This window comes from Actinomycetospora sp. NBRC 106378, assembly GCF_030269685.1.
In the GTDB taxonomy this organism is placed as follows: domain Bacteria; phylum Actinomycetota; class Actinomycetes; order Mycobacteriales; family Pseudonocardiaceae; genus Actinomycetospora.
The window spans coordinates 1-24,674 of the sequence record NZ_BSTT01000022.1 but is presented as its reverse complement, the minus strand read 5'-3'; the positions used below and the strand labels follow the sequence as shown (position 1 = coordinate 24,674).

Annotated in this window: 24 protein-coding genes, 1 tRNA gene and 1 pseudogene; 17 read left to right on the top strand and 9 right to left on the bottom strand. The window is 73.2% G+C overall.

Going from position 1 to position 24,674, the window contains the following annotated elements; all coding sequences use genetic code 11:
* Positions 1 to 18 precede the first annotated feature (18 nt).
* Complete coding sequence (serS, locus tag QSK00_RS28850) at positions 19 to 1,320, bottom strand: serine--tRNA ligase (protein WP_285596664.1); 1,302 nt, start codon at positions 1,318 to 1,320, stop codon at positions 19 to 21.
* A 134-nt stretch (positions 1,321 to 1,454) separates the two neighbouring features.
* Here serS and rfbB point away from each other — a divergent pair, with 134 nt between their 5' ends.
* A complete protein-coding gene (rfbB, locus tag QSK00_RS28845) occupies positions 1,455 to 2,489 on the top strand; it encodes a dTDP-glucose 4,6-dehydratase (RefSeq protein WP_285596660.1) in 1,035 nt (344 codons plus the stop codon).
* A 73-nt stretch (positions 2,490 to 2,562) separates the two neighbouring features.
* Here rfbB and QSK00_RS28840 read toward each other — a convergent pair whose 3' ends face one another.
* Positions 2,563 to 3,600: a glycoside hydrolase family 183 protein gene (locus QSK00_RS28840; RefSeq protein WP_285596658.1), complete on the bottom strand. Its 1,038-nt coding sequence runs from the start codon at positions 3,598 to 3,600 to the stop codon at positions 2,563 to 2,565.
* Positions 3,601 to 3,744: 144 nt separating this feature from the next.
* Positions 3,745 to 3,827, bottom strand: a tRNA-Leu gene (locus QSK00_RS28835).
* Positions 3,828 to 4,004: 177 nt separating this feature from the next.
* Here QSK00_RS28835 and QSK00_RS28830 point away from each other — a divergent pair.
* The 7 genes from QSK00_RS28830 to pknB all read left to right on the top strand — a co-directional run bounded on the left by QSK00_RS28830 (position 4,005) and on the right by pknB (position 13,664).
* The gene (locus tag QSK00_RS28830; protein WP_285596656.1) at positions 4,005 to 5,249 is read left to right on the top strand and encodes an FHA domain-containing protein; all 1,245 of its coding nucleotides are present in this window, start codon (positions 4,005 to 4,007) and stop codon (positions 5,247 to 5,249) included.
* A 10-nt stretch (positions 5,250 to 5,259) separates the two neighbouring features.
* Positions 5,260 to 5,739, top strand: a complete 480-nt coding sequence (locus QSK00_RS28825; protein WP_285596654.1) for an FHA domain-containing protein FhaB/FipA — start codon at positions 5,260 to 5,262, stop codon at positions 5,737 to 5,739.
* Between the two features lie 79 nt (positions 5,740 to 5,818).
* The gene (locus QSK00_RS28820) at positions 5,819 to 7,204 is read left to right on the top strand and encodes a PP2C family protein-serine/threonine phosphatase (protein ID WP_285596652.1); all 1,386 of its coding nucleotides are present in this window, start codon (positions 5,819 to 5,821) and stop codon (positions 7,202 to 7,204) included.
* A gap of 68 nt (positions 7,205 to 7,272) precedes the next feature.
* A complete protein-coding gene (locus QSK00_RS28815; RefSeq protein WP_285596810.1) occupies positions 7,273 to 8,793 on the top strand; it encodes an FtsW/RodA/SpoVE family cell cycle protein in 1,521 nt (506 codons plus the stop codon).
* A complete protein-coding gene (locus QSK00_RS28810) occupies positions 8,790 to 10,274 on the top strand; it encodes a peptidoglycan D,D-transpeptidase FtsI family protein (protein ID WP_285596650.1) in 1,485 nt (494 codons plus the stop codon). Before QSK00_RS28815 ends, QSK00_RS28810 begins: the two co-directional genes overlap by 4 nt.
* 4 nt (positions 10,275 to 10,278) lie before the next feature.
* The gene (locus QSK00_RS28805; protein WP_285596648.1) at positions 10,279 to 11,697 is read left to right on the top strand and encodes a serine/threonine-protein kinase; all 1,419 of its coding nucleotides are present in this window, start codon (positions 10,279 to 10,281) and stop codon (positions 11,695 to 11,697) included.
* Positions 11,694 to 13,664, top strand: coding sequence for a Stk1 family PASTA domain-containing Ser/Thr kinase (pknB, locus tag QSK00_RS28800; protein WP_285596646.1), 1,971 nt, complete (start codon positions 11,694 to 11,696; stop codon positions 13,662 to 13,664). Before QSK00_RS28805 ends, pknB begins: the two co-directional genes overlap by 4 nt.
* Before the next feature lie 46 nt (positions 13,665 to 13,710).
* Here pknB and QSK00_RS28795 read toward each other — a convergent pair whose 3' ends face one another.
* Entirely contained in the window at positions 13,711 to 14,367 is a 657-nt protein-coding gene (locus QSK00_RS28795) for an aminodeoxychorismate/anthranilate synthase component II (protein ID WP_285596644.1), read from the bottom strand.
* A 62-nt stretch (positions 14,368 to 14,429) separates the two neighbouring features.
* Between QSK00_RS28795 and crgA the strand changes: the two genes are divergently transcribed.
* Together crgA and QSK00_RS30470 are read left to right on the top strand one after the other, a co-directional pair.
* Positions 14,430 to 14,687 (top strand): cell division protein CrgA, encoded by a 258-nt coding sequence (crgA, locus tag QSK00_RS28790; RefSeq protein WP_285596642.1) that lies wholly within the window; start codon positions 14,430 to 14,432, stop codon positions 14,685 to 14,687.
* A 48-nt stretch (positions 14,688 to 14,735) separates the two neighbouring features.
* Positions 14,736 to 15,146: pseudogene (locus QSK00_RS30470) on the top strand (PH domain-containing protein); the annotation flags it as partial.
* A gap of 36 nt (positions 15,147 to 15,182) precedes the next feature.
* Here QSK00_RS30470 and QSK00_RS28780 read toward each other — a convergent pair.
* Positions 15,183 to 16,061, bottom strand: coding sequence for a rhomboid family intramembrane serine protease (locus QSK00_RS28780; RefSeq protein ID WP_285596640.1), 879 nt, complete (start codon positions 16,059 to 16,061; stop codon positions 15,183 to 15,185).
* Between the two features lie 35 nt (positions 16,062 to 16,096).
* Positions 16,097 to 16,627: a peptidylprolyl isomerase gene (locus QSK00_RS28775; RefSeq protein WP_285596637.1), complete on the bottom strand. Its 531-nt coding sequence runs from the start codon at positions 16,625 to 16,627 to the stop codon at positions 16,097 to 16,099.
* A 114-nt stretch (positions 16,628 to 16,741) separates the two neighbouring features.
* On the opposite strand from QSK00_RS28775, the gene QSK00_RS28770 reads away from it, so the two are divergent.
* Entirely contained in the window at positions 16,742 to 17,620 is an 879-nt protein-coding gene (locus tag QSK00_RS28770; RefSeq protein ID WP_285596635.1) for a hypothetical protein, read from the top strand.
* A 24-nt stretch (positions 17,621 to 17,644) separates the two neighbouring features.
* Here QSK00_RS28770 and QSK00_RS28765 read toward each other — a convergent pair whose 3' ends face one another.
* Both QSK00_RS28765 and QSK00_RS28760 read right to left on the bottom strand, forming a co-directional pair.
* A complete protein-coding gene (locus QSK00_RS28765; RefSeq protein WP_285596633.1) occupies positions 17,645 to 18,925 on the bottom strand; it encodes an alpha/beta hydrolase in 1,281 nt (426 codons plus the stop codon).
* Complete coding sequence (locus QSK00_RS28760) at positions 18,922 to 19,224, bottom strand: type VII secretion target (protein WP_285596631.1); 303 nt, start codon at positions 19,222 to 19,224, stop codon at positions 18,922 to 18,924. The genes QSK00_RS28765 and QSK00_RS28760 overlap by 4 nt, the downstream gene beginning before the upstream one ends.
* 189 nt (positions 19,225 to 19,413) lie before the next feature.
* Between QSK00_RS28760 and mug the strand changes: the two genes are divergently transcribed.
* The 6 genes from mug (at position 19,414) to QSK00_RS28730 (ending at position 24,546) form a co-directional block, all read left to right on the top strand.
* The gene (mug, locus tag QSK00_RS28755; protein ID WP_285596629.1) at positions 19,414 to 19,998 is read left to right on the top strand and encodes a G/U mismatch-specific DNA glycosylase; all 585 of its coding nucleotides are present in this window, start codon (positions 19,414 to 19,416) and stop codon (positions 19,996 to 19,998) included.
* Between the two features lie 117 nt (positions 19,999 to 20,115).
* Positions 20,116 to 20,889, top strand: coding sequence for an N-acyl homoserine lactonase family protein (locus QSK00_RS28750; protein ID WP_179795831.1), 774 nt, complete (start codon positions 20,116 to 20,118; stop codon positions 20,887 to 20,889).
* A complete protein-coding gene (locus tag QSK00_RS28745) occupies positions 20,886 to 22,178 on the top strand; it encodes a hydroxyacid-oxoacid transhydrogenase (RefSeq protein WP_285596625.1) in 1,293 nt (430 codons plus the stop codon). Before QSK00_RS28750 ends, QSK00_RS28745 begins: the two co-directional genes overlap by 4 nt.
* A gap of 59 nt (positions 22,179 to 22,237) precedes the next feature.
* Complete coding sequence (locus QSK00_RS28740) at positions 22,238 to 22,705, top strand: FmdB family zinc ribbon protein (protein ID WP_285596623.1); 468 nt, start codon at positions 22,238 to 22,240, stop codon at positions 22,703 to 22,705.
* Positions 22,706 to 22,747: 42 nt separating this feature from the next.
* Positions 22,748 to 23,659: an SCO6745 family protein gene (locus tag QSK00_RS28735; protein WP_285596621.1), complete on the top strand. Its 912-nt coding sequence runs from the start codon at positions 22,748 to 22,750 to the stop codon at positions 23,657 to 23,659.
* 29 nt (positions 23,660 to 23,688) lie between these two features.
* The gene (locus QSK00_RS28730; protein ID WP_285596619.1) at positions 23,689 to 24,546 is read left to right on the top strand and encodes an SCO6745 family protein; all 858 of its coding nucleotides are present in this window, start codon (positions 23,689 to 23,691) and stop codon (positions 24,544 to 24,546) included.
* Here QSK00_RS28730 and QSK00_RS28725 read toward each other — a convergent pair.
* The coding region (locus QSK00_RS28725; protein WP_285596808.1) for an integrase core domain-containing protein at positions 24,543 to 24,674 on the bottom strand (132 nt) is incomplete at its 5' end. The genes QSK00_RS28730 and QSK00_RS28725 overlap by 4 nt on opposite strands.

Sequence of the window (24,674 nt, the reverse complement as noted above, 5' to 3'; positions counted from 1 at the left end):
TCGGTAGCTACCCGGTAGCTACTCCACACCGCCGTCGGGAAGGATCCGCCGGAACCCGGTGTACGGGTGCAGCACCTCCGGCACCGTGACCGAGCCGTCCTCGGCCTGGTACTGCTCGAGCAGGGCCGCGAGCGCGCGCCCGATCGGCAGCCCCGATCCGTTCAGCGTCGCCACCTGGGCGCGACCGCCCTGGGCGTCCTTCGCGCGGATCGCGGCCCGGCGCGACTGGAAGGTGCCGCAGTCCGAGCAGGACGAGATCTCGCGGAAGGTCCCCTGGCTCGGGAGCCAGACCTCGAGGTCGTAGGTCATCCGGGCGGCGAAGCCCATGTCGCCCGCGGCGAGACGCACCACGCGGTAGGCGAGCCCGAGCGCCTGCAGGCAGTTCTCCGCGTGCGACACCATGAGCTCGAGCTCGGTGCCCGACTCCTCCGCGCGGCAGAAGCGCACCATCTCGACCTTCGAGAACTGGTGCAGCCGCAGCAGCCCGCGGGTGTCGCGTCCGTAGCTCCCGGCCTCGGAGCGGAAGCACGGCGTGTGCGCGGTGTAGGCCAGCGGCAGCGCGTCGGCGTCGAGCATCTCGTCGGCGTGGAGGTTCGTCAGCGAGACCTCGGCGGTCGGGATGAGGTAGAGGCTCCGGTCGGCGGTGCCGGTCCGGAACAGGTCCTCCTCGAACTTGGGCAGCTGACCCGTGCCGGTCATCGTCTCGCGCGTGACCAGGTAGGGCACCGAGAACTCGGTGTAGCCGTGGCGCGCGGTGTGCATCGTCAGGAAGAACGTGGCGAGGGCGCGCTCGAGGACCGCGCCGGGGCCCTTCGCGACGCTGAAGCGCGCACCGGAGAGCTTGGCCGCCCGACCGAAGTCGAGGATGCCCATGGCCTCACCGAGGTCGACGTGGTCCCGGACGTCGAACGCGAACTCCGGGGGCGTGCCCCAGCGGCGGACCTCGACGGCGTCGGCGTCCGAGTCGCCGTCGGGTGTCTCGTCGTCGGGGAGGTTCGGGATCGCGAGCAGGACCTCGCGCAGCGCCTCCTCGGCGGCCTCGGTCTCGGCCTCGGCGGCCCGGATCTCCTCCTTGATCTCCCGGGCGCGGGTCTTGAGCTTCTCGACCTCCTCGCCCTGCCCCTTGTTCTCCCGCGCGACCCGCCCGACCTCGGCCGCGACGCGCTTCGACTCGGCGCGGAGGTCGTCGGTGCGCGCGATCGAGGAGTTGCGCCGTGCGGACATCGCCTCGAGGCCCGCGAGGTCCAGGGCGTAGCCACGCCGTGCGAGGCGGCGCACCGCCTCGTCACCGAGCTCGATCAACGTCCGTGCGTCGTGCATGCCGTCCTCGGAGGTCGTGGGAGGTTGCGGGAGGTCGTGGCCCTCCAGGGTGCCGCACCGGCTCGACGGCGCCTCGCGCGCGGTCGGTTAGGTTCGGACGCGCCCGAATGCACGCCCAGCCCTGGGAGTTCCGAGTGTCCACCGTCCTCGTCACCGGTGCAGCCGGTTTCATCGGGTCGAACTTCGTCCGCTACTGGCGTGCCGTGCACCCGGGCGACCGGATCGTCGCCCTCGACGCCCTGACCTACGCCGGGGTGCGGGAGTCGCTGAACGGTCCGGACGGCGAGCTCCTCGACGGCGTCGAGTTCGTCCACGGCTCGATCGGCAACACCGACCTGGTCGCGCACCTGCTGCGCGCGTACTCCGTGGACGTGGTGGTGAACTTCGCCGCCGAGTCGCACAACTCGCTGGCGATCCTGCGCCCCGGCGACTTCTTCGCCACCAACGTCACCGGCACCCAGGGCCTGCTCGAGGCCGTCCGCCGGGTCGGGGTCTCGCGGTTCCACCACATCTCGACCTGCGAGGTCTACGGCGACCTGTCCCTCGACGCCGACGAGGCGTTCACCGAGGACTCCCCGTACCTGCCGCGGACCCCCTACAACGCGGCGAAGGCCGGCGGGGACCACGTGGTGCGCGCCTACGGGCTGACCTACGACGTGCCGGTCACCATCACCAACTGCTCGAACAACTACGGGCCCTTCCAGTTCCCGGAGAAGGTCATCCCGCTGTTCACCACCCGCGCCCTGGCCGGCGAGCCGCTGCCGCTCTACGCCTCGACCAAGAACCGTCGGGAGTGGCTGCACGTCTCCGACCACGCGACCGCGATCGACCGGGTCATCCACCACGGGCGGGTCGGGGAGACCTACAACGTCGGGTCGGGCACCGAGGTCGACATCGAGGGCATCGCCGACACCGTGCTCGGCGCCCTCGGGCTCGGTCCGGAACTCAAGACGATCGTCCCGGACCGCCCCAGCCACGACCGGCGCTACCTGCTCGACTCCACGAAGCTGCGCACCGAGCTCGGGTGGCAGCCCGCCGTGGAGTGGACCGACGGGATCGCCGACACCGTCGCCTGGTACCGCGCCAACGAGGCCTGGTGGCGGCCCCTGCTCGGACGCTCCCCCGTGATCGAAGGAGCCGGCGCCGACTGGAGCGGCACCGGCCGCTAGGCCGATCGGCCGCACTCCTCTCCTGAGCGAACGGCACTCTCGCGCGCATGGAAGCTGCGGAAGTGCCGTTCGCTCACGAGGTGGGGACCAGCTCCGACACGTCCACCCGGAACTGCATCGACCTGTACGGCCAGTTGGTGCCGGTGTTCCACTGGCTGACGACGAGGTGGAGGTCGTCGAGCGTCGACCCCGGCACCGTGTAGCCGCCGTAGAGCTGGGCGACCCGCCCGCCCGCGTGGTCCTCGTCGCCCCAGCCGGCGCCGGCGACGACGGTCGTGCGCGGGGCGGTGTGCAGGTTCGCCGTCGGGTGGTCGAGCAGCAGGGCGTCGATGCGGTAGTTCCCGGCGTCGAACACGACGAGCAACCACCACTCGCGCCCGGTCGCGTCCGGCACGCGCCGCAGCGACAGCTCGCCGTGGGCGCCGGGCAGTACCTCGGTCGGCGGGCGGCCCCAGTCCCAGGTCGCGCCGTCCCACCCCCACCCCTCCCAGGCGGTCGGGTCGTCGAGGCGGTCCACCGGCACGCGGTGCAGCAGCAGGCCGTGGGCGCGCTGGAAGCCGGTGGTGAAGGCGTACACCCAGGTGCCGTCGGTCTCCCAGGTCAGCATCTGGAACAGCCCGCCGTGGTGGTCGCCCGGCCAGCGGACCTCGGCCGGCTCCCACGTGTCGCCGGAGTCGCGGGAACGGTGCAGCTCCGTCGCGCGGGGGTGGCCGAGCTCGCGGCACGCCATCACGTGCAGCCAGACGTCGTCCCCCAGCGTGATCACGTCGGTCGGCAGCACCGTGGAGATCCGGCGCAGCGAGAGCATCGAGGTCCCCATCCGCCGCAGGCCCCGGTGCCGGTAGCCGACGACCTGCTGGGCGTAGCCGTCCTCGCCCGCACAGCCGGTCCACACCAGGCCGGTGTCCACCGTCGCCGGGTCCGCGAAGAGCACCACGGGCGAGCGCCAGCCCGGGCCGCCGACCCCGGCGACCTCGAACGTGTCACCGAACACCGAGACCAGACGACCGTCCGGCGCGCGGACGGTGGCACCGAGGTCGGTGCCGCCGACGCCGAAGCGGTCGGTGATGCCGGGACCGGTGAGATCGCAGACCTTGTGTGCGAGCGGCATGGCCGCAGCCTGCCAGCGATCCGGGAGGCACCTGACGTCGGGAAGAGGTCCCGACGGAGATCGGAGGACACGCCGATCGCGGCCGCGAGAGCGCCTCGGCAGCCGAAGCGCGACCGCTGTGCGGTCGAGGAAGGAAGAAGAGTGTGGGCGAGGGGGGAGTTGAACCCCCACATCCTTTCGGATACACGGACCTGAACCGTGCGCGTCTGCCATTCCGCCACTCGCCCCGAGTGGTGCCGATCGGTGATCGACGGGAGGAACCCTAGCACCCGCTCCGAAGGCCACCCCGAAGGAGGTCAACGGAGGCCGTTGCGCGACCGATACCATCGAGAGGTCCCGTGCGGTGTGGCGACACTCCGTCGGGACGCAACGGTCGGACGAGCGAGTCGGAGGAGGGATCGCGGGTGGGGCGCGCACAGCGCTTCGAGCGCAAGCTCGAGGGTCTGGTGGGTGACACCTTCGCGCGGGTCTTCGGCGGCAAGGTCGTTCCCCAGGAGATCGCACAGGCCCTCCGCCGGGAGGCGGAGGACAACGTGCGAGTCTTGGCCGGTGGGCGCCAGCTGGCGCCCAATCACTACACGGTGGCGCTCAGCCCTGCCGACCACGACCGGTTGGCAGGGGACGAAGAGACCATCACCCACTCGCTGATCGACTGCGTGGAAGAGCACCTCACAGAGGGCGGGTGGGAGACATACGGTGAGGTCGTAGTCTCTCTGGAGCGTTCCGACGCGCTGCACACGGGACAGTTCCGCACCAAGTCGTCCGTTGACCCCGACGCGTCGCGGCAGCGGACCGCGAGCCCCCGATCCGCAGGAGAGCACCCCATGAGCCAGGCACCCGGCCGGTATCCGGACGAGCAGGACCAGCGCGGCTACGGCCAGCAGGGTCACCCGCAGCAGCAGCAGCAGGGCTACGGGCAGGACCCGTACGGCCAGCAGCAGCAGGGCTACCCGCAGCAGGGCTACCCCCAGCAGGGCTACGGCCAGGACCCGTACGGCCAGCAGCAGGGCTACCCGCAGCAGGGCTACGGGCAGGACCCGTACGGCCAGCAGCAGGGCTACCCGCAGCAGGGCTACGACCAGTACGGCCAGCAGCAGGGGTACGACCCCTACGGCCAGCAGCAGGGCTACGGTCAGCCCCAGGGCTACGACCCCTACGGCCAGCAGCAGGGCTACGGCCAGCCCCAGGGCTACGACCCCTACGGCCAGCAGCAGGGGTACGGCCAGCCGCAGGGCTACGCCCAGGACCCCTACGGCCAGCAGCAGGGCTACGGCCAGCAGGGGTACGACCCCTACGGCCAGCAGCAGGGCGGCTACGACCAGTACGGCCAGCAGGGCTACGGCGGCGTCCAGACCCGTCAGATGACCGCGACGCTGACGCTGGACGACGGCTCGAACCGCAGCTACCAGCTCGTGCAGGGTGCGAACGTGATCGGTCGCGGTCAGGACGCGCAGTTCCGCCTCGCCGACACCGGCGTCTCCCGCCGCCACCTCGAGATCAGCTGGGACGGCCAGCAGGCCACCCTGTCCGACCTCGGGTCCACGAACGGGACCACGGTCAACGGCACCCCGGTGCAGACCTGGCAGCTCGCCGACGGCGACACCATCCGGGTCGGGCACTCGGCGCTGCTGTTCCGCGCCCAGGGCTGACGCGTCGCTCGTGCCCGAACTCGTCCTCCAGCTCACCCGGGCGGCGTTCCTCGCGCTGCTCTGGCTGTTCGTCTTCGCCGCGCTGCGGGTCGTGCGATCCGACCTGTACGCCGCGTCGGGGCTACGGGCCGCGGTGCCAGGTCGACGCCCCGCCAAGGCAGGGGCGACGAAACCGGGCCGTGGCGGGAGCCGTTCCTCGGGACCGAAGGCACTCATCGTGACGGCGGGTGCGCTCGCCGGCACCCGCATCGCCCTCGACGGGCGGCCGATCATGCTCGGCCGCGCCGACGACTCGACGCTGGTGCTCGACGACGACTACGCGTCGACCCGTCACGCCCGTATCTCGCAGTCCGGTGACGACTGGTACGTCGAGGACCTCGGGTCCACCAACGGGACCTACCTCGACCGCAACAAGGTCGCCGGCCCGACCAAGGTGCCCCCGGGCACGCCGATCCGCATCGGCAAGACCGTGATCGAGCTCAGGACATGATCAGCGACGCCGCTGTGCCGACCAGCCCCCTGCCCACCCGGGTGCGGACGCTCCGTGCCCCTGAGTGCAGGATCGTCCCGTGACCCTGGTGCTGCGCTACTCCGCCCGCAGCGACCGGGGCCTGGTCCGGCAGAACAACCAGGACTCGGTCTACGCGGGCCCGCGTCTCCTCGCGCTCGCGGACGGCATGGGCGGCCACGCCGCCGGCGAGGTGGCCTCGAAGCTGGTCATCGCCGCGCTGGTGCCGCTCGACGACGACGAGCCGGGCGACGACCTGCTCGGTGAGCTCGCCGAGGCGACCGCCCAGGGCAACGACGCGATCACCGAGCTCGTGAACGAGGAGCCGGACCTCGACGGCATGGGCACCACGCTCACGGCGGTCCTCTTCGCCGGCAGCCGCCTCGGGATGGTCCACGTCGGTGACTCGCGGGCCTACCTGTTCCGCGACGGCGTCCTCACCCAGATCACCCGCGACGACACCTTCGTGCAGTCGCTCATCGACGAGGGCCGGATCACCGAGGACGAGGCCGCGAGCCACCCGCAGCGGTCCCTGCTGCTGCGCGCACTCACCGGGCACGACGTCGAGCCGTCGCTGACGGTGCGCGAGGCGCGCGCGGGCGACCGCTACCTGCTCTGCTCCGACGGTCTGTCCGGCGTGGTCAGCGCCGAGACGATCGCGGAGGCGCTCACCATCTCCGACCCCCAGAGCTGCGCCGACCGGCTCATCGAGCTCGCGCTCAAGGGCGGCGGGCCGGACAACGTGACGTGCATCGTCGCGGACGTCGTCGACGTCGACTACGGCGAGCACGAGCCGATCTACGGCGGTGCCGCCGGGGACGGCCGGGCCGACCCGCCGCCGGCCGACTCGGCCGCCGCACGCGCCTCGGCCGCCACGCTCACCCGCGCCGAGCCCGCGTCGCGCCCCGACCCGCTCGCCTCCCGCAGCGAGGCCGGGCGCGGGGGCCACGGTTCCGGTCGCTCCCGGCCCCGCCGCGGCCGCCTCGCGGTGGTGCTCGCCGTCGTCGGCGTGCTCGTGCTCGCGGGGCTGGGCCTGCTCGTGACGCGCCTGTGGATCGCCCAGCAGTACTACGTCGGTACGTCCGGCGACCAGGTCGTGATCTACCAGGGGGTCCGGGGCGACCTGCTGGGCGTGCAGCTGCAGGACGTCTCGGAGCAGACGGGCCTCAAGGTCTCCGACCTCACGCAGGTCGGCCGCACCTCGGTGACGGGCGACTCGCTGCCCACCTCCGACCTCGACGCCGCGCACCGCACCGTGGAGCGCCTGCGGACCGACGAGCTGCTGCCGGAGTGCCAGCCGCCGAGCCCGATCGTGCCGACGCAGCCCGGCCAGACCGCCGTCCCGACCCAGCCCGGCCAGACCGCGGCGCCCGGTGCGCCGGTCACCGCGGCCGCCCCGTCCCGGTCCCCGCAGGTCCCGGGACGCGACTGCCGCGCGGTGCAGTAGTGACGCGCCCTGCCCAGGCCGCGTCCCGAGCCGGTCGGACCGGCGGGCCCGGCGTCGCCCCCGCCGAGATGCCCGCCGACCGGACCGCGCTCCGCCCGGTCGTCGCCGCCGCCGTCTCCACCCGTCGTGGCATCGAGCTGCTCCTGCTCGCCTTCGCGGCCGTGATCACCACCGGCGCGCTCGTGCTCGTCGAGGCCAACCAGAGCCAGGAGCTGACGCTGCAGCTGCTGTACCTGGGCCTGGCCTACCTCGCGCTGTTCGCCGCCGCGCACATCGCGGTGCGGCGCTTCGCGCCCTACGCCGACCCGGTGATCCTGCCGTGCGCGGCCCTGCTCAACGGGCTCGGCCTCGTGATGATCCACCGGATCGACCTCGCGTCCGCCGCGACCGCCCTCGCCCAGGGCAAGCCTGCGCCCGACGAGAACGCCCTGCGCCAGATCGCGTGGCTGGCCCTCGGGCTCGTGCTGTTCGTCGTGGTCCTCTGGCGGGTGCGCGACCACCGGACCCTCGCCCGCTACGGCTACACGGCGGGGTTCGCCGGTCTCGTCCTGCTCGGCCTGCCGGCCGTCCTGCCCTCCGCGCTGTCCGAGGTCAACGGCGCGAAGATCTGGATCCGCGTCGGCGGCGTCGGCATCCAGCCCGGCGAGTTCGCGAAGATCCTGCTCACGATCTTCTTCGCGTCCTTCCTCGTCGCCAAGCGCGACCTGTTCACGACGGCGGGCAAGCACGTCCTGGGCATGACCTTCCCGCGGCCCCGGGACCTCGCCCCGCTCCTCATCGCCTGGGTGGTGGCGATGGGGGTGCTCGTCTTCGAGTCCGACCTCGGCACGTCGCTGATGTTCTTCGGGATCGTCCTGGCGATGATCTACGTCGCGACCGAACGGGCCTCGTGGGTCCTCATCGGTCTGGTCATCTTCGGCGCGGGTGCCTTCGCCGCGTGGACGTTCGTCGACCGCGTCGGGGTCCGTGTCGACGCCTGGCTCAACCCGTTCTCCGATCCGGCCAACGGCACCTACCAGGTCAGCCAGGGCCTGTTCGGGCTGGCCACCGGCGGCATGCTCGGCACCGGGCTCGGCGCGGGGCGACCGAACCTGGTCCCGCTCTCGAGCACGGACTTCATCTTCACCTCGATGGGCGAGGAGCTCGGCCTCATCGGGCTGATGGCGCTGCTCCTGCTCTACTGCCTCATCTCGACCCGGGCGCTGCGGACCGCCCTGGCGGTGCGGGACACCTTCGGCAAGCTGCTCGCCGCCGGGCTCGGCTTCACCGTGGCGATCCAGGTGTTCGTCGTCGCCGGCGGCGTCATCGACCTCATCCCGAACACCGGTCAGGCCGCGCCCTTCATGTCCTACGGCGGCTCGTCGCTGGTCGCGAACTACGTGCTCGTGGCCCTGGTGCTCCGGGTCTCGGACGCCGCCCGGCGGCCCGCCACGGAGAAGGGGCGGTCCGAACCCGGCGTCGCACCGACCCCGCCCCGCACGCCCCTGGCCGAGGCCCACACCGAGATGGTCTCGCGCAGCGAGGTGGCGACGCCTCCGCACGGCCACGGTCTCCCGACCCCACCACGAGGAAGGACGCGCGGAGAGTGAACACCCCGCTACGTCGCGTGTCCCTCGTGGTCATGGGCCTGATCGTGCTGCTGCTGGGTCAGGCCACGTGGGTCCAGGTGGTCAAGGCCGACGAGTACAAGGCCAACCCGTACAACCAGCGCGTCCTGCTCGACGAGTACAACCGCCAGCGCGGGCAGATCTCCGCGGGTGGCGAGGTGCTCGCCTCCAGCGTCCCCACCGACGACCGCTTCAAGTACCTGCGGCAGTACTCGAACGGGCCGATGTACGCGCCCGTCACCGGCTACTACTCGCTGGTCTACGGGACCGCCGGCATCGAGCGGGCCGAGGACGCCGTCCTCAACGGCTCCGCCGACCAGCTCTTCGTGCGCCGCATCTCCGACGTCGTCACCGGCCGGACCCCGGCGGGCGGCAACGTCGCCCTCACGATCGACCCCAAGGTCCAGCAGGCCGCGTACAACGCCATGGCCTCGCGCGGCTACTCCGGCAGCGTCGTCGCCATCCGGCCGCAGACCGGGGAGATCCTGGCGCTGGTCTCCACCCCGTCGTACGACCCCAACCCGCTGGCGAGCCACGACGGGTCCACCCAGACCGCGGCGTGGAACGCGCTGGACCCGAACAGCTCGGACTCCCCGCTGCTCAACCGCGCGATCAGCCAGCTCTATCCGCCCGGGTCGACGTTCAAGCTCGTGAGCACCGCCGCCGCCCTCGACGCCGGCCTCGTCACCCCGGACACCCCCGTGACCGCCGCCCCGCGCATCACGCTGCCCGACGGCACGACGACCCTCGAGAACTACAACGGCGAGGCGTGCGGCTCGGGCGCCACCGTGCCGCTGTCGGTGGCCTTCGCGAAGTCCTGCAACGGGCCGTTCGCGCAGCTGGCCGACCAGCTCGGCGGGGACCGGCTCAAGTCCATGGCGACCGCGCTCGGCATGGAGAACCCGAACCAGACCATCCCGATGCCGGTGGTGGAGTCCGACGTGGGCGACCTCTCCGACGCCTCTGCGCTCGCGCAGTCCGGGATCGGCCAGCGCGACGTGCGCATGACGCCGCTCGTGAACGCGATGATCACCGCGACCATCGCCAACGGCGGGGTCCCGGTGGCCCCCCACCTCGTGAGCGAGATCCAGGGCTCCGACCTCTCGGTGGTCGACACCACCTCACCGGACCGGGGCTCCCGGGCGTTCTCCTCCTCCACCGCGTCGACGCTCACGCAGCTGATGATCGGCTCGGAGAACGGGGGCACGGGGAGCACCAGCAGCGGCAAAATCCCGGGCATCCAGCTGGCGTCCAAGACGGGGACGGCCGAGCAGGGCCCGACCCCGAAGACCAGCCCGCCGCACACCTGGTACGACGTCTTCGGACCGGTACCCGACCCCCAGGTGGCCGTCTCGGTGATCGTCGAGAAGGGCGGCAACCGGGGCGACGACGCGACCGGTTCCTCGGTGGCCGGACCGGTCGGCCGCGCGGTCGTCGCCGCGGCCCTGCAGGGAGGGAGGTAGCACCATGGCTCCGACCACGGGCACGCTCCTCGCCGACCGCTACCGGATCGGCCGGCGCATCGCGATCGGCGGGATGGGCGAGGTCTGGGAGGCCCAGGACACCCGCCTCGACCGCACGGTCGCCGTCAAGATCCTCAAAGCCGAGCTGTCCGGGGATCCCGAGTTCCTGCACCGCTTCCGCACCGAGGCCCGCACGGCCGCCTCGCTGAACAACCCGGGCGTCACCGCGGTCCACGACTACGGCGAGACCACCACCGACTGGAGCACCGCGAACGGCACCATCCAGGTCCCGGTGGCCTACCTCGTGATGGAGCTCGTCCGCGGCGAGCCGCTGGCGCAGATCCTCTCGGTGCACGGCCGGCTCGGCGTCGACTACACCCTCGACATCCTCGAGCAGTCCGGCTACGCGCTCGACGCCGCGCACGAGCGCGGCCTGGTCCACCGCGACGTCAAGCCCGGCAACATCCTCGTGACGCCGTCGAACCAGGTCAAGATCACCGACTTCGGCATCGCGAAGGCCATCGACGCGGCCCCCGTGACCCGCTCGGGCATGGTGATGGGCACCGCCCACTACATCGCCCCGGAGCAGGCGGGCGGCGGCGACGCCGGCCCCGCCTCGGACGTCTACTCGCTCGGCGTCGTCGGCTACGAGTGCCTCGCGGGGCGCCGGCCGTACCTCTCCGAGAACGCCGTGACGGTCGCGATGATGCACATCCGCGACCCGCTCCCGCCGCTCCCGCCGGACGTGCCGCCGGTGGTGCGCCAGCTCATCGAGCTGACCCTCACGAAGGACCCGCGCGGCCGGTACGCCAACGGCGGGGAGTTCGCCCGCGCCGTGGCCGCGGTGCGCCGGGGTGAGCCCGTCCCGCGGCCCGGCGCGGCCACCGCGGCGACGGAGGCGGTCAACCCGGCCACCCGCGTGGCCCCGGCGTCGACCTACGACGGCCCGCAGCAGCCGCCCCCGCCGCGCCGCGACCGCTGGGACGACGGGCACCGCTCCGAGCCCGCCCGGCGTGGTCCCTGGGGCACCGTCGCCGCCGTCGTCGCGGTCCTCGCCGTCCTGGGGATCCTCGCGTACGTGCTGGTCTCGAACACCGAGACGAGCGCGCCCCCGCCGGTCGCGACCCCGACCACCACCACGACGACGGCCGCGCCGACCACCACCACGACCACGCGCAGCCGGTCGACCACGACGACCACCGCCGCCGGCGACACGGTCAGCGTGAGCAACATCGACTACGTCGGACGGTCCGCCTCCGTGGCCGCGGCCGCGCTGCGCGAGGACGGCCTCTCCCCGACCGTGCGCACCGTCCTCGGCGGGCAGCCGAGCGATCCGTCGGCCTGCCGGGTGCTCTACGTGTCCCCCACCGGTGAGGTCCAGCGCGGTGACACCGTCACCGTGACCTGTCAGGAGTTCGGATGACCGCGCCTCGCCTCCTGTCCGACCGCTACGAGCTCGGACCCGCGCTCGGCTACGGCGGGATGTCCGAGGTCCACGGCGGCCGGGACGTGCGCCTGGGTCGGGACGTGGCCATCAAGGTGCTGCGGTCGGACCTGGCCCGCGACCCGCAGTTCCAGATCCGGTTCCAGCGCGAGGGCCAGAACGCCGCCGCCCTGAACCACCCGGCCATCGTGGCGGTGTACGACACCGGCGAGACCTGGGCCGACGACGTCCCGCTGCCCTACATCGTCATGGAGTACGTGCCGGGCCGGACGCTGCGCGACATCGTCAAGACCGGCGGGCCGATGGACCCGTACCGGGTCTGCGAGGTCACCGCGGACATCTGCTCCGCCCTCGACTTCTCCCACCGGCACGGCATCATCCACCGAGACGTGAAGCCCGCGAACGTCATGATCACGCCCTCCGGGGCCGTGAAGGTCATGGACTTCGGGATCGCGCGGGCGCTGTCCGACGCGCAGCAGGGGCTGACGCAGACGGCCGCGGTCATCGGCACCGCCCAGTACCTGTCGCCGGAGCAGGCCCGGGGCGAGGCGGTCGACGCCCGCTCGGACGTGTACTCCACCGGCTGCGTGCTCTTCGAGCTGCTCACCGGGCAGCCGCCGTTCACCGGCGACTCCCCGGTCGCGGTGGCCTACCAGCACGTGCGGGAGGACCCGAAGGCACCGTCCGAGCTCAACCCCGCGGTCCCGCCCGCCCTCGACGCGATCACGTTGAAGGCGCTCGCGAAGAACCCGTTCAACCGCTACCAGACGGCGGGCGAGATGCGCGACGACCTGGTGCGCGTGCTCCAGGGCGAGCAGGTCGAGGCCCCGCTGGTGATGACGGCCGACGAGCGCAACACGCTCATGACCGGCCCCACGCGCACCGTGGGCGCGGCCGCCTACGCCACCGGGCCGGCCACCGAGGCCGGCGACTTCGCCGCCTGGCAGGCCGACCAGGAGGAGGAACGTCGTCGTCGCGGCCGGCGCCGTCTCGGCGTCATCGGCGCGATCGTGGCGGTGGTGGCGGTGCTCGCCGGGTTGTTCTTCCTCTTCTCGCCGGGCAACAACCAGGTGGCCGTCCCCGACGTCACCAACCAGCCCCAGGACGTCGCGCTGCGGACGCTGACCGGTGCGGGACTCAAGCCCAACCTCGTCCCGGTGGCCTCGACGGCCACGCAGGTGGGCACCGTCCTCGGCACCGATCCCGTGGCGGGCGCCGAGGTGGCCCCGCAGACCGTCATCGCGATGCGGGTGGGCCGCGGGCCGGACCGGGTGCAGACGCCCGACCTCACCGGCAAGACCGCCGACCAGGCGCAGCAGATCGTGCAGGCCGCGGGCCTCACGCTCACACCCGTGCCCCAGCAGCGGCCCGTCGACGACTCGTCCCAGGTCGGCAAGGTCCTGGCCCAGGACCCGGCGGCCGGCACGCTGCTCGCGCCGGGCACCGCGATCCAGCTGACGGTGGGTCAGCAGCGCCAGACCATCAAGGTCCCGGACGTGACCGGCCAGCCGGTCAGCACCGCCCGCACCACGCTCGAGGGCGTGGGACTCGAGGTCACGGTCTCCGGCGACTCGTCGGGGAACGCCACGGTCGCCTCCACGAGCCCGGCGGCCGGCTCCACGGTCGCGGTCGGCTCCACCGTCACCCTCACCGTCACCGGCGGCGACCGCCTGTCGATGCCCGACATCACCGGCGAGACGCTCGACGAGGCGAAGCAGACGCTGGCCTCCGCCGGGTTCACCGGCAACATCCGGGCGACCAGCCAGAACGTCGACGACCCGAACCAGGACAACAAGGTGCTCAGCCAGACCCAGTCCGCCGGGAGCCAGGTCGGCCGTGGCGACGAGATCCAGGTGACCGTCGGCCGCTACAACGGCGGGGGCGGCGGCGGGAACAACGGTGGCGGCGTCTTCGGCGGGAACGGCCTCTTCCCCGGCAGCAACTGACACCGCCCCGTCGTCGGGAAGGCCCTTCCCGACGACGGGTGCCGGCTCAGCTCCGCGCGGGCGGGGCCGCGGCCATCGCGAGGGCGCGCACGTCGCGGACCAGCTCGTCCACCAGGCCCTCGGCCACGGGGTGGCCGCAGCCGGCCATCCACGTGGCGAGCATCCGGTGGCCGTCCTCGGTGAGGACCGATTCCGGGTGGAACTGCACGCCCTGCAGCGGCAGCTCGCGGTGACGCATCGCCATGAGCACGCCGTCGGCGGTCCAGCCGGTGGCCTCGAGCTCGTCGGGCAGGGAGTCCGGCCGCACCGTGAGCGAGTGGTACCGCGTGGCGGTGAACGGGTCGGGCAGCCCGGCGAGCACGCCCGCCCCGTCGTGGTGCACCGCCGAGGTCTTGCCGTGGCGCAGCTCCGGGGCCCGCTCGACGATCCCGCCGAACGCCTGGCCCAGCGCCTGGTGCCCGAGGCACACGCCGAGCAGCGGCGTGCGGTCGGCCGCGCAGCGGGCGATGACGTCCAGGCTCTGCCCGGCGTCGTCGGGCGTGCCGGGACCGGGACTGACGAGCACGCCGTCGGCGTCGGCCGCGAGGTCGAGCACGTCGGGGGCGTCGTTGCGCCGCACCACCGGCTCGGCCCCGAGCTGGGCCAGGTACTGCACCAGGTTGTAGACGAAGCTGTCGTAGTTGTCGACGACGAGGACCCGCACGGGCCCAACCCTACGTGCGGCTTCGCTACCGTGGAGTCCACACTCGTCCTCAGGAGCCTCCCGTGCCGAAGTCCAAGGTCCGCAAGAAGCCGACCTACACCCCGCCGCCGCAGGCCGCGGCCACGAAGACCGCCGGGCCGTCGCACCCGGCCTACGTCGTGATCATGCTGGCGATCGGCATCGTCGGGCTCGCCTGGCTCGTCGTGAACTATCTCGCCGGCGAGGACATCCGCTTCATGGCAGAGCTCGGCGGCTACAACTTCCTCATCGGCTTCGGTCTGGTCGTCATCTCGCTGCTCATGACGATGAAGTGGCGCTGAGCCGCCGAACTACATCGATGTCGTTCGTCCCCACTGTGGACGGAGCCTGTGGACAACCCTGATGCCGAGTGGGCCGCACCTCTCGCCGCGGTGGTCCTCGGATCGGTCGGCGCGGTCGCGCTGCTCGTCGTGGTCGTCCTCGGCTCGCTGGACGGACCCGGCCGACTGCTGCTCGGCGTCGCGGCGGTCGCGGTCGGGGTGGCCGCGGTGTTCGGGCTGCGGGCCCGCCCCCGGCTCGCGGCGACCGACGACTCGCTCACGGTGCGCGGCCTGCTCGGGGCGCGCACGTGGCCCTGGACACGGGTCGACGCGGTCCGGGTGGTCCGCATGCGTCGGCTCGGGATGCCGGCGGCCTATCTCGAGATCGACGCCCGGGACGACGACGGGGCCGAGCGGCTGCTCGTGCTGGGGCGCCTCGAGCTCGGCACCGACCCGGTGGACGTCGCCGAGGCGTTGCAGGCCCACCGCGCCCGGGCCGGGCGCGGCGGGACGGGGTCAGCCGCCGATGCGGCAGGTGGTGGCGCCGCAGACGACGCTGCCGAAGGACGCGTCGCGCAGCGCGACCGCGACGACGAGGGCGACGACGACCCCCGCGACGATCCACAGGCCGACGACCGGGCGTGAGCGGCCCGGGCCGTAGGTCATCGCGGCCGCCACCCCGGTGCCGACGACCAGCCCGCCCAGGTGCCCGAGCAGCGAGATCCCGGGGAACGTCAGCGAGAAGACGACGTTCAGGCCGATGATCACCAGCGCGGAGGTGGCGGGCAGCCGCATCCGGCGGAGCAGGACCACGAGGGCCCCCATCAGGCCGAAAATCGCCCCGGAGGCGCCCGCCGTCGCGCTCACCGGCGAGCCGAACACCATCACCGCGGCCGATCCGCCGAGCAACGACGCCCCGTAGAGCGCCGTGAAGCGCAACCGGCCGAGCACCAGTTCGATGTCCCGCCCGATGAACCACAGGGCGACCATGTTGAACAGCAGGTGGATCGGGCCGATGTGCAGGAAGCCCGACGTCACCAACCGCCACCACTCGCCGCCGGCGACCTGCAGCGGGACGAGGGCGCCGCCCGCGAACACGGCGCCGTCGGTGTTGTCCTGCACGCTGCCCGCGTCGAGCGCGGTCCACGCGAAGACGGCGACGTTCAGCGCGATGAGGGTCGGGACGACGACGGCGGTCGGCCGCCGCAGGTCCCGACCCCGCCGCTGCGTGCGCGCGCCCTCGGTGACGCAGTCGACGCACTGCATCCCCACCGACGCGTCCCGCAGGCACTGCGGGCACGCCGGGCGGTCGCAGCGCGTGCACCGCAACCCGGTGGGGCGGTCGGGGTGGCGGACGCAGACCTGCGTGTCCGCGCCCGGGGGACTGCTGCTCATGCCCCCAGTGTCCCCGTCCGGTGGTGGGTGTCCGGTTACTTCGCGACCTCGACGCTCTCGATCACGATATCGGCGGTGGGGCGGTCGCCGGGACCGGTGGGCGTGGCGGCGATCGAGTCGACGACGTCCCGGCTGGCCTGGTCGGCCACCTCGCCGAAGATGGTGTGCTTGCGGTTGAGCCACGTCGTCGGGGCCACCGTGATGAAGAACTGCGAGCCGTTCGTGCCGGGCCCGGCGTTCGCCATCGCGAGCAGGTACGGGCGGTCGAAGCGCAGGTCGGGGTGGAACTCGTCGGCGAACTTGTAGCCCGGCCCACCACGACCCGTTCCGGTGGGATCCCCGGTCTGCAGCATGAACCCGGCGATGACCCGGTGGAAGATCGTGCCGTCGTAGAACGGCCCGCTGGACGAGCCCTTCGCGTTCGGCTCGCTGTACTGGCCCTCACCGGTCGCGAGTCCCACGAAGTTGGACACCGTCTTCGGTGCCTTGTCGGGGAAGAGGTTGACGGTGATGTCGCCGTTCGAGGTGTGCAGCGTCGCGGTCGGCCCGTTCTCGGCATTCGTCACGGACGTCATCGTGCCACCGACGGAGCAGCGGGTGTGACGCACCGGCGGGTCGGGCACTTGCAGACAGGGGAATGGCGGCAGGATCAGCCGCCCACGAACAGTGAGGTGTCGCCGTTGAGCAGCAAGACCGTGATCGGAGCCAGGGAGGACCTGGACGATCTGCGCAAGGAAGGACGCCGCGCCCGTAAGAAGGCGGCCAAGCACGCCGAGAAGGCCGCTGCCCAGGCCCGCAAGGAGCGCGAGAAGGCCCGCAAGCAGGGCGCGAAGAAGCGCGCCGAGGTCCGCAAGGACGTGCGTGCCGCCGCCGACCAGGCGCGCCAGCGGGTGCTCGACGCCCGCGCCGAGGCCCGTTCGCGCGCCGAGGAGGCACAGGCCGAGGCCCGCAAGCGGGCGCAGGAGGCCAAGGCCGAGACGCGCAAGCGCGCCAACAAGGCCGCGAAGGACGCCCGGAAGCAGGCGCGCTCCTACGCCAAGGACGCCCGCAAGCAGGCCACGTCCTACGCGAAGGACGCCCGCAAGGCGCTCGAGTCGTCGTCGGTGCCGACCTCGGTCAAGGACGCCCGCAAGGCGCTCGAGGCCTCGCCGGTCCCGACCTCGGTCGGCGAGCTGCGCGACCTCGGCGAGACCGTCCGCGGCCAGCTCGAGGACGGCCTCACCACGGCCCGTCGCGACCTCTCGCAGCGCCTCGAGCCGGAGCAGGACAAGAAGCGTCGTCGTTGGGGCCTGTGGATCGTCCTCGGCGTGCTCGCGGCCGGGATCGCGGTGGTCGCGACCCGCAAGGCGCCGGAGCTGCCGCCCCCGCCGCCGCCCGCGCCGCGCCCGAAGCCGGCCCCGAGCCCGGCCGCGGGCTCGACGAACACCCCGGCGGCGGCCGCCGGTGCCGTGCCCGACCCGGACCAGCCGGGGGGCATCGTCCCGCCGAAGGGCCCGACGGACGCCATCACGCCCAGCTCGAACGGCTCGGCCGGCAGCACCAAGCCCGCCGGGAACTAGGCCCGCGTTCCTGCTGCCCCGGTCTCACCGGGGCAGCAGGCCGCGCAGGCGGTCGCCCACCCCGATCGTCCGGTCGGCCGTGACGTCCTGCGCCCGCCCGGCGATCACGGCCGCCACGTTCCGCGCGCTCGTCTCCCCGGCGCGCAGGTACTCGCCGTGGCCGACCGCGCCCGTCGTCGCGATCGGGTGGATGCCGGGCAGACCGTTCGGGTCGGGACCGAACCACCCCGTGTCGGCCACCGGGTCGAACCGGGCCTCGCCCACCCACGTCGGCTGCCGCGGCAGCGGCGTGACGCCGGGCGAGCCCAGCAGCACCACGTCGTCCACCGTGTGCGACGTCGCCGCGGCCTGGGCGACGACCAGCGACCCGTACGAGTGCCCGATCGCCGTGACGTGCGCGCCGCGGGCGCCCACGCCGTCGAGGAACGAGGTCAGCCGCGTGGACGCGGCGGTCGCCGCCCGCGCGCCGAGCACCGACCGGGACGGGTCGAGCACCTCCGGCCACTGCGGCGCCGCGTAGTCGTACCAGGCGACGGCGGCCACGCCCGGCCCCGTCAGCGCCGCCAGCTCGGCCGTGCGGGCGGGCAGGTCCTCCGCGCGGGCCGTGAAGCCGGGGACGAACACGCCGACGTGCCGCGCGCCGTCGACGTCGCCGATCCCGATCGCCGCCCGTCCCGAGGTCGGGTCCAGGGCGAGGAGCGTCCGGTCGGCCGCCGCCGCGTCGACGGCCAGGATCCGGCCGAGCCGGGCCCGCACGGCCGCCAGCCGGGTCTCCACGTCCTGCAGCTCGCCGGCCCCGCGTACCGCCTCCCGGGCGCGGGTGAGCTCGGCCAGTTCCGCCTCGGTCGCATCCCGGGTCGTGGCGAGGCGCGCACGGTTCGCGCGGTCCCGGGCGCTCGCGGGGAGTCCGTCGAGGCCGCCGACCAGCTCCGGGCGCCCGACGACCAGCGACTCCCGTTCCTGCTCCGACAGGCCGGCCCACCAGTGCGCGACGACCGCCGGCGCCGGCCCGTCGGCGGCCGGGCCGACCGCCACGGGCTCGCCGCGCCCGGCCCGGGCGAGGGCGTCGGCGAGCCGGGCGTCGTCGAACGGCTCCCGGGCCGCCACGTCGGCGAGCACCGCCGTGAGCCGCCGGGCGCGGTCGAGCAGGCCCCCGCCCCGGTCGACGAGGTGGCCGAGCTGCACGCGCGCGGCGTCCGCGGCCTCGCCCTGCCAGGTCGTCGGGAGGCGGGGCGCGAACACCGCGCGCTCCCACCCGTCGACGGCCGTGCCCAGGGCGGCGGCCACCGGGACGAGGACGCTCACGGCGTGCCGTCGAACAGGTGCGCCAGCTCTCCGTCGGCCAGCCCGACGTCGGTCGCCGTGTCCTCCACCAGGTCCTCCAGCGCCCGGGCGGCGGCGTTCCACGTGGCCGCGTCGGCCGTCCACTCCCGGGCCAGCGCGAGGGCCTGCGCGGCCGTACGGGTGCCCGGGACGAGGCGGGCCAGCTCGCGGACCGCCGCGCTCATCGCCTCCGCCGCCGCGGCGGCGGCGTCCACGGCCCACTCGATCTCCTCGACCGCGTCGCGCAGGGCGTCCGGGTCCACGGTGAATCCATCGCTCATGCCCGGGTGACGTCCCCGACGGCGGGACGGCTCCGGCCGCGTCGCCCGCCTGGGGACAACCGGGGCCCGGGGTGCCGGTGGGGACGCGTGGTTGGGCCGGTCGGCGGCACCCCGCCCTGCACGAACGGCACTCTCGCCGCTTCCATGTGCGCGAGAGTGCCGTTCGTTCACCGAGAGGGGTGGCCGCCCGTGGCGACCGCACGACGACGGGGACCGATCCGGGCCGAGCTCGAGGCGGCGCGGGACCGGCTGCTGGCCGACGTGCTGCCCGGGCCGGACGACCCACCGCTGCGGGTGCTGTTCTCCGGGATCAACCCGGGCCTGGTCTCCGCGTACACCGGCCACCACTTCGCGCGCCCCGGCAACCGGTTCTGGCCGGCCCTGCACGCCTCCGGCTTCACCCCGCGCGTGTTCGCCCCGGCCGAGCAGGACCTGCTCCCCGCGCTCGGCCTCGGGATCACCAACGTCGCGCCCCGCGCCACGGCCCGCGCCGACGAGCTCACCGACGACGAGCTGCGCGCCGGCGGGGAGCGACTGCGGGCCCTGGCCGCGAAGCTCGCGCCGGCGTGGCTCGCCGTCGTCGGGGTGGTCGCGTACCGCACCGCCTTCGGGGAGCCGACGGCCGTCGTCGGGAAGCAGGACCGCACCCTCGGGGCGACGCGGCTGTGGGTGCTGCCGAACCCGAGCGGGCTGAACGCGCACTACACGCCCGCCTCGCTCGCGGCTCAGTTCGCCGTCCTGCGCAGATGCGCATGCGGCGATCACTCCGATTGACGGTGGTCGGGGTCACAGGCAGGGTGATCACCCCGGGGGGACGGTCGGAGTTCGTAGACGCGGAGGTCTGCAGTGGCCAGTGGTGAGATCAAGGTCAGTGTTCTCGATTGCGGCGCGATGACCGCCGACCTGACGTGGCTGCTCCTGCAGCCGGGACGGTCGATCAAGCCCCGCCAGCAGAAGGAGTCGCCCGCCGAGTGGGTCGACGTGCCGACGCACTGCGTCCTCGTCGAGACCCCCGACGGGACCCTGCTGTGGGACACCAGCTGTCCCGCCGACTGGGAGGAGCGCTGGGGGCCGACCGGCCTCAACGACTTCTTCCCCTACGACAAGGTCTCCGACGACGAGTACCTCGACAAGCGGCTCGAGCAACTCGGCATCGGCACCGACCAGATCGACTACGTGGTGCTCTCGCACCTGCACTTCGACCACTGCGGCAACGCGAACCTGTTCAAGGACTCGCCCGCGAAGCTCGTCTGCTCGGACAAGGAGAAGGAGTTCGCGTTCGGCTTCGACGGGCCGTTCACGGGGGCGCACCTCAAGAGCGACTACGAGAACCTGAACTGGGAGACGGTCTCGGGCGACACCGAGTTCCTCCCGGGCGTGACGCTCCTGCAGACCCCGGGTCACACCCCGGGAACCATGTCGATGCAGGTCGACCTGCCCGACACCGGGACGATGATCTTCACCTCGGACGCGGTGTACATGGGCGCGAGCTACGGCCCGCCGCCGGTCCCCGCGGCCATCGTCAACAACCTCGAGTCGTGGTTCTCCTCGGTGGAGAAGATCCGGGACGTCGCCGAGAAGACGAACGCGACCGTCGTCTTCGGCCACGACGCCGACCAGATCCACGAGCTCAAGACCGTCTCGAACGGAGGCCACTACACGTGACCGTCCCCCCCGTCCCGGCCGAGGAGTCGGTCTTCACCTGGGGCGCACCGCCACTCAAGTTCGGCGCCGGGGCCTGCGACGAGATCGGCTTCGACCTCTCGCAGTACGGCGCGAAGCGGATCCTGCTGATCACGGACCCGGGCATGCAGCAGACCGGGCTGCCGGACCGGATCGCCGACCAGATCCGCCGCTACGACATGACCGTCGAGATCTTCGACGGCGTCCACGTCGAGCCCACCGACGACTCGATGAACAAGGCCATCGGCTACGCCACCGAGCAGGGGCCGTGGGACGGCTTCGTCGCCGTGGGCGGCGGCTCGGCCATCGACACGGCGAAGGCGGTCAACCTGCTGACCACCTTCCCGGGCGAGTTGATGGACTACGTCAACAAGCCGGTGGGCAACGCGCAGGTCCCGCCGGGGGCGCTCAAGCCGCTCATCGCGGTCCCGACGACGGCGGGGACCGGGTCCGAATCCACCGCGATGTGTGTGCTGGACATCCTGTCCCTGCGCGTGAAGACGGGGATCAGCCACTGGCGGCTGCGGCCGACCCTGGCGGTCGTCGACCCGCTGCTGACGATGACGCTCCCCCCGGAGGTCACCGCGGCGTCGGGCATGGACATCGTCTGCCACGCGCTGGAGAGCTACACGGCCCGCTGGTACACGAGCTTCGACCGCAAGAAGCCCGAGGAGCGGGTGACCTACTGCGGGTCCAACCCGGTCTCGGACCTCTGGTGCGAGAAGTCGATGAGCCTGCTGGCGAAGTCGTTCCGCACCGCCGTGCACCGCGGCGCCGACGACGTCGACGCCCGCATGGACATGATGATGGCGGCGACCTTCGCCGGGATGGGCTTCGGCAACTCCGGGGTGCACATCCCGCACGCCAACGCCTACCCGATCGCCGGGCAGGTCCGGGACTTCCACCCGGCCGGCTACCCGTCGGACGAGGCGATGGTGCCGCACGGCATGTCGGTGTCGCTGACGGCGCCCGAGGCGTTCCGGTTCTCGTTCGACTCCGCCCCCGACCGGCACATGGCCGCGGCGCGGATGCTCGGGCCGAACGCCGAGACGCAGAACAAGGCGTCCGAGCAGCTCCCGCACGTGGTCACCGAGCTGATGCGCGACATCGGCATCCCGAACGGGATCGGTGAGGTCGGGTTCGGCGAGTCGGACATCCCCGACCTCGTCGAGGGCACGATGAAGCAGCAGCGCCTGCTCGCCACGTGTCCGCGCACGCCGACCGAGGACGACATCGCGGACATCTTCGCGAAGTCCATCTCGAACTGGTGATCGTCGCGGGGCGGGCGCCGGACCGGCGCCCGCCCCGCCCTCGTCGAAAGAGGCCCGTGGTGCCGATCTACGACTACCGCTGCGACTGCGGGCTCCGCTTCGAGCGGCTGATGGGCCGCGACGTGGCGGCCCCCGCGTGCCCGGAGTGCGGGGGCGAGTCCCGCAAGGTCCCGTCCCGGCCCGCCCTGCACGGGAAGGCCGACCCGGGCCTGTCCCGCGAACAGATGCCGCAGACCTGGCGCGGGGTCTACAACGGCAACCGCGAGTACATCGCCTCCATGCGCAAGCAGTGGGAGCGACGCCAGCGGCTCGAGGAGAAGCACCCCGAGCTGGCCGGCGACACCCGCCCGGTCATCGCGCACGAGGGGCGCTACGAGCAGGTGCCGCTGCGGGCCGGCGAGCCGATCCTCAAGCCGGCCTCCGACGCGGGGTCCTCGTCGTCGGGACACGGTCACGGGCACGGCCATGGCCACGGGCACAGCCACGGCCCGGCCGCGCCGAAGCCGCCGACCCCACCGACCGGGTAGGCATCGGTCGACGGCGCACGTGGCCTGGGACACACTCCCCGCGTGGACTTCGACCAGGCCCGTGACGTCTTCCTCCAGCCGCGCGAGGGCGCGACCGCTCCTCCCGCCGACACCCCGGCGCTGCGCCTGCGCCACGTGCTCGAGCCGCTCGCGATGGTCCACCTCTGGAGCGCGCCCGCCCACGAGCACCTCCGGAAGGCCGGCCTGAACTTCCTCACCGGGTACGTCGGCGGCCGCGGCTGCACCCTCGGCGACGTGACGCCCGGCGTCGTCGCCTCCACGTTCGCGGTGTTCGAGCCGGGCCTCGCGGCCGACCTGTGGCGGCAGGCGCGCGACACCTGCACCGTCGAGGAGCTGCTGGCCGTGCGCGTCGCCGCCGGCGGGGAGGGCGTGCGGGCCGCCCTGGAGGGGGTCGACGAGGCCGAGATCGGCCGGGCCGTCCGGACGCTGCGCGAGGCGCTCGACGCCGGCGGTCCGGGCGAGCTCGCGGGGCGCCCGCTCTACGCGAGCCTGCGCGACCAGCCCTGGCCGACCGACGCCCACACCGCGCTGTGGCACGTCGCGTCGCTCTACCGCGAGCACCGCGGCGACGCCCACCTCGCCGCGTGCGTCGCGGCGGGCGTCGACGGCCTCGAGGCCAACATCCTCACCGAGCTCCGGGCCGGCTTCGACCTCTACGAGTACACCGGCACCCGCGGGTGGTCGCCCGAGGCGATGGACGCCGCGTTCGCGCGGCTGGAGGCCCGCGGCCTGGTCGCCGACGGCGCCCTCACCCCGGCCGGACGCGACGCCCGCGAGGCGATCGAGGCGGCCACCGACCTCGCCGAGCAGCGGGTGATCGACGCGTTGGGCTCCGACCTGGACGACCTCGTCGCCACCCTCGGCTCCTGGGCCGACCGCGTCGTCGAGGCCGGCTGGTTCCCGCCCGACCCCTACAAGCGCGCGGCGGGGTGAGACCGGGGCGGGTCGGGTAGGTGGGGCACGTGCCTGCTGCCACGTCGCCCGCCCGCCGCCTCCGGGATGCCATCGAGCCGATCGCGATGGTCCACGTCCACAGCCCGGAGGCCCGCGAGCAGTACGAGGCGATCGGTCTGGCGCGGTGGCAGGGGTACGTCCTGGGCCGGGCCGGGACGCTCGGCCTGCCGCCGGCGGGCCTCGTCGTCGCGACCTTCGGCGCCTTCGAGCCGGAGATGCTCACGGGGTCCTACGAGGCCGCCCTGGCGACGGCGAGCGTCCCGGACGCGCTCGCCGCGAAGCTCGCCGGGGCGACCCGGTGCCTGCACCGCGTGTTCGGCGAGCCGATGCGCGACGTCGAGGAGGTCGTCACCGTCCTGCGGGGCGGCCTCGACCGCGCCCCGCTGTTCGGCAACCCGCTCTTCGCGGGCCACGCGGCGCTGGAGTGGCCGGGCGACGCCTGGGCCCGGCTCTGGCACGCCACGAACCTGCTGCGCGAGTTCCGCGGCGACGCCCACGTCGCGGCGCTCGTGTCGCACGGGATCGGCGGGCTCGAGTCGAACCTGCTCACCGAGGCGCGCGTCGGCATGGCCGGGCGGGACTACACCCGGACCCGCTCGTGGTCCGAGGAGGACATCGAGGCGGCCACCGCCGACCTGCTCGACCGCCTGCTCATCACCCGCGACGGCGACCGCATCCGCCTGACCGAGCGCGGGGCCGCGCTGCGCGACGACGTCGAGGACGCCACCGAGGCCGCGCTCGACCCCGTTCTCGAGGGCATGGAGCACGGGCTCGACCTCGCCGTCGAGCGGTGTCTGCGCTGGTCGCGGGAGATCCGCGACGCCGGGGCGTTCCCCGACGACGACGAGAAGCTGCTGGCGGGCTAGCTGTACTGACCGGACAGGTTGGTCAAGCGGGTGATCGGGGCCTGCCTGCCGATGGCGCTGTGGGGCCGGTGGTGGTTGTACTCGTGCAGCCACCCCGGGAGCGCCTTGCGGCGCTGGGATTCGCTGAG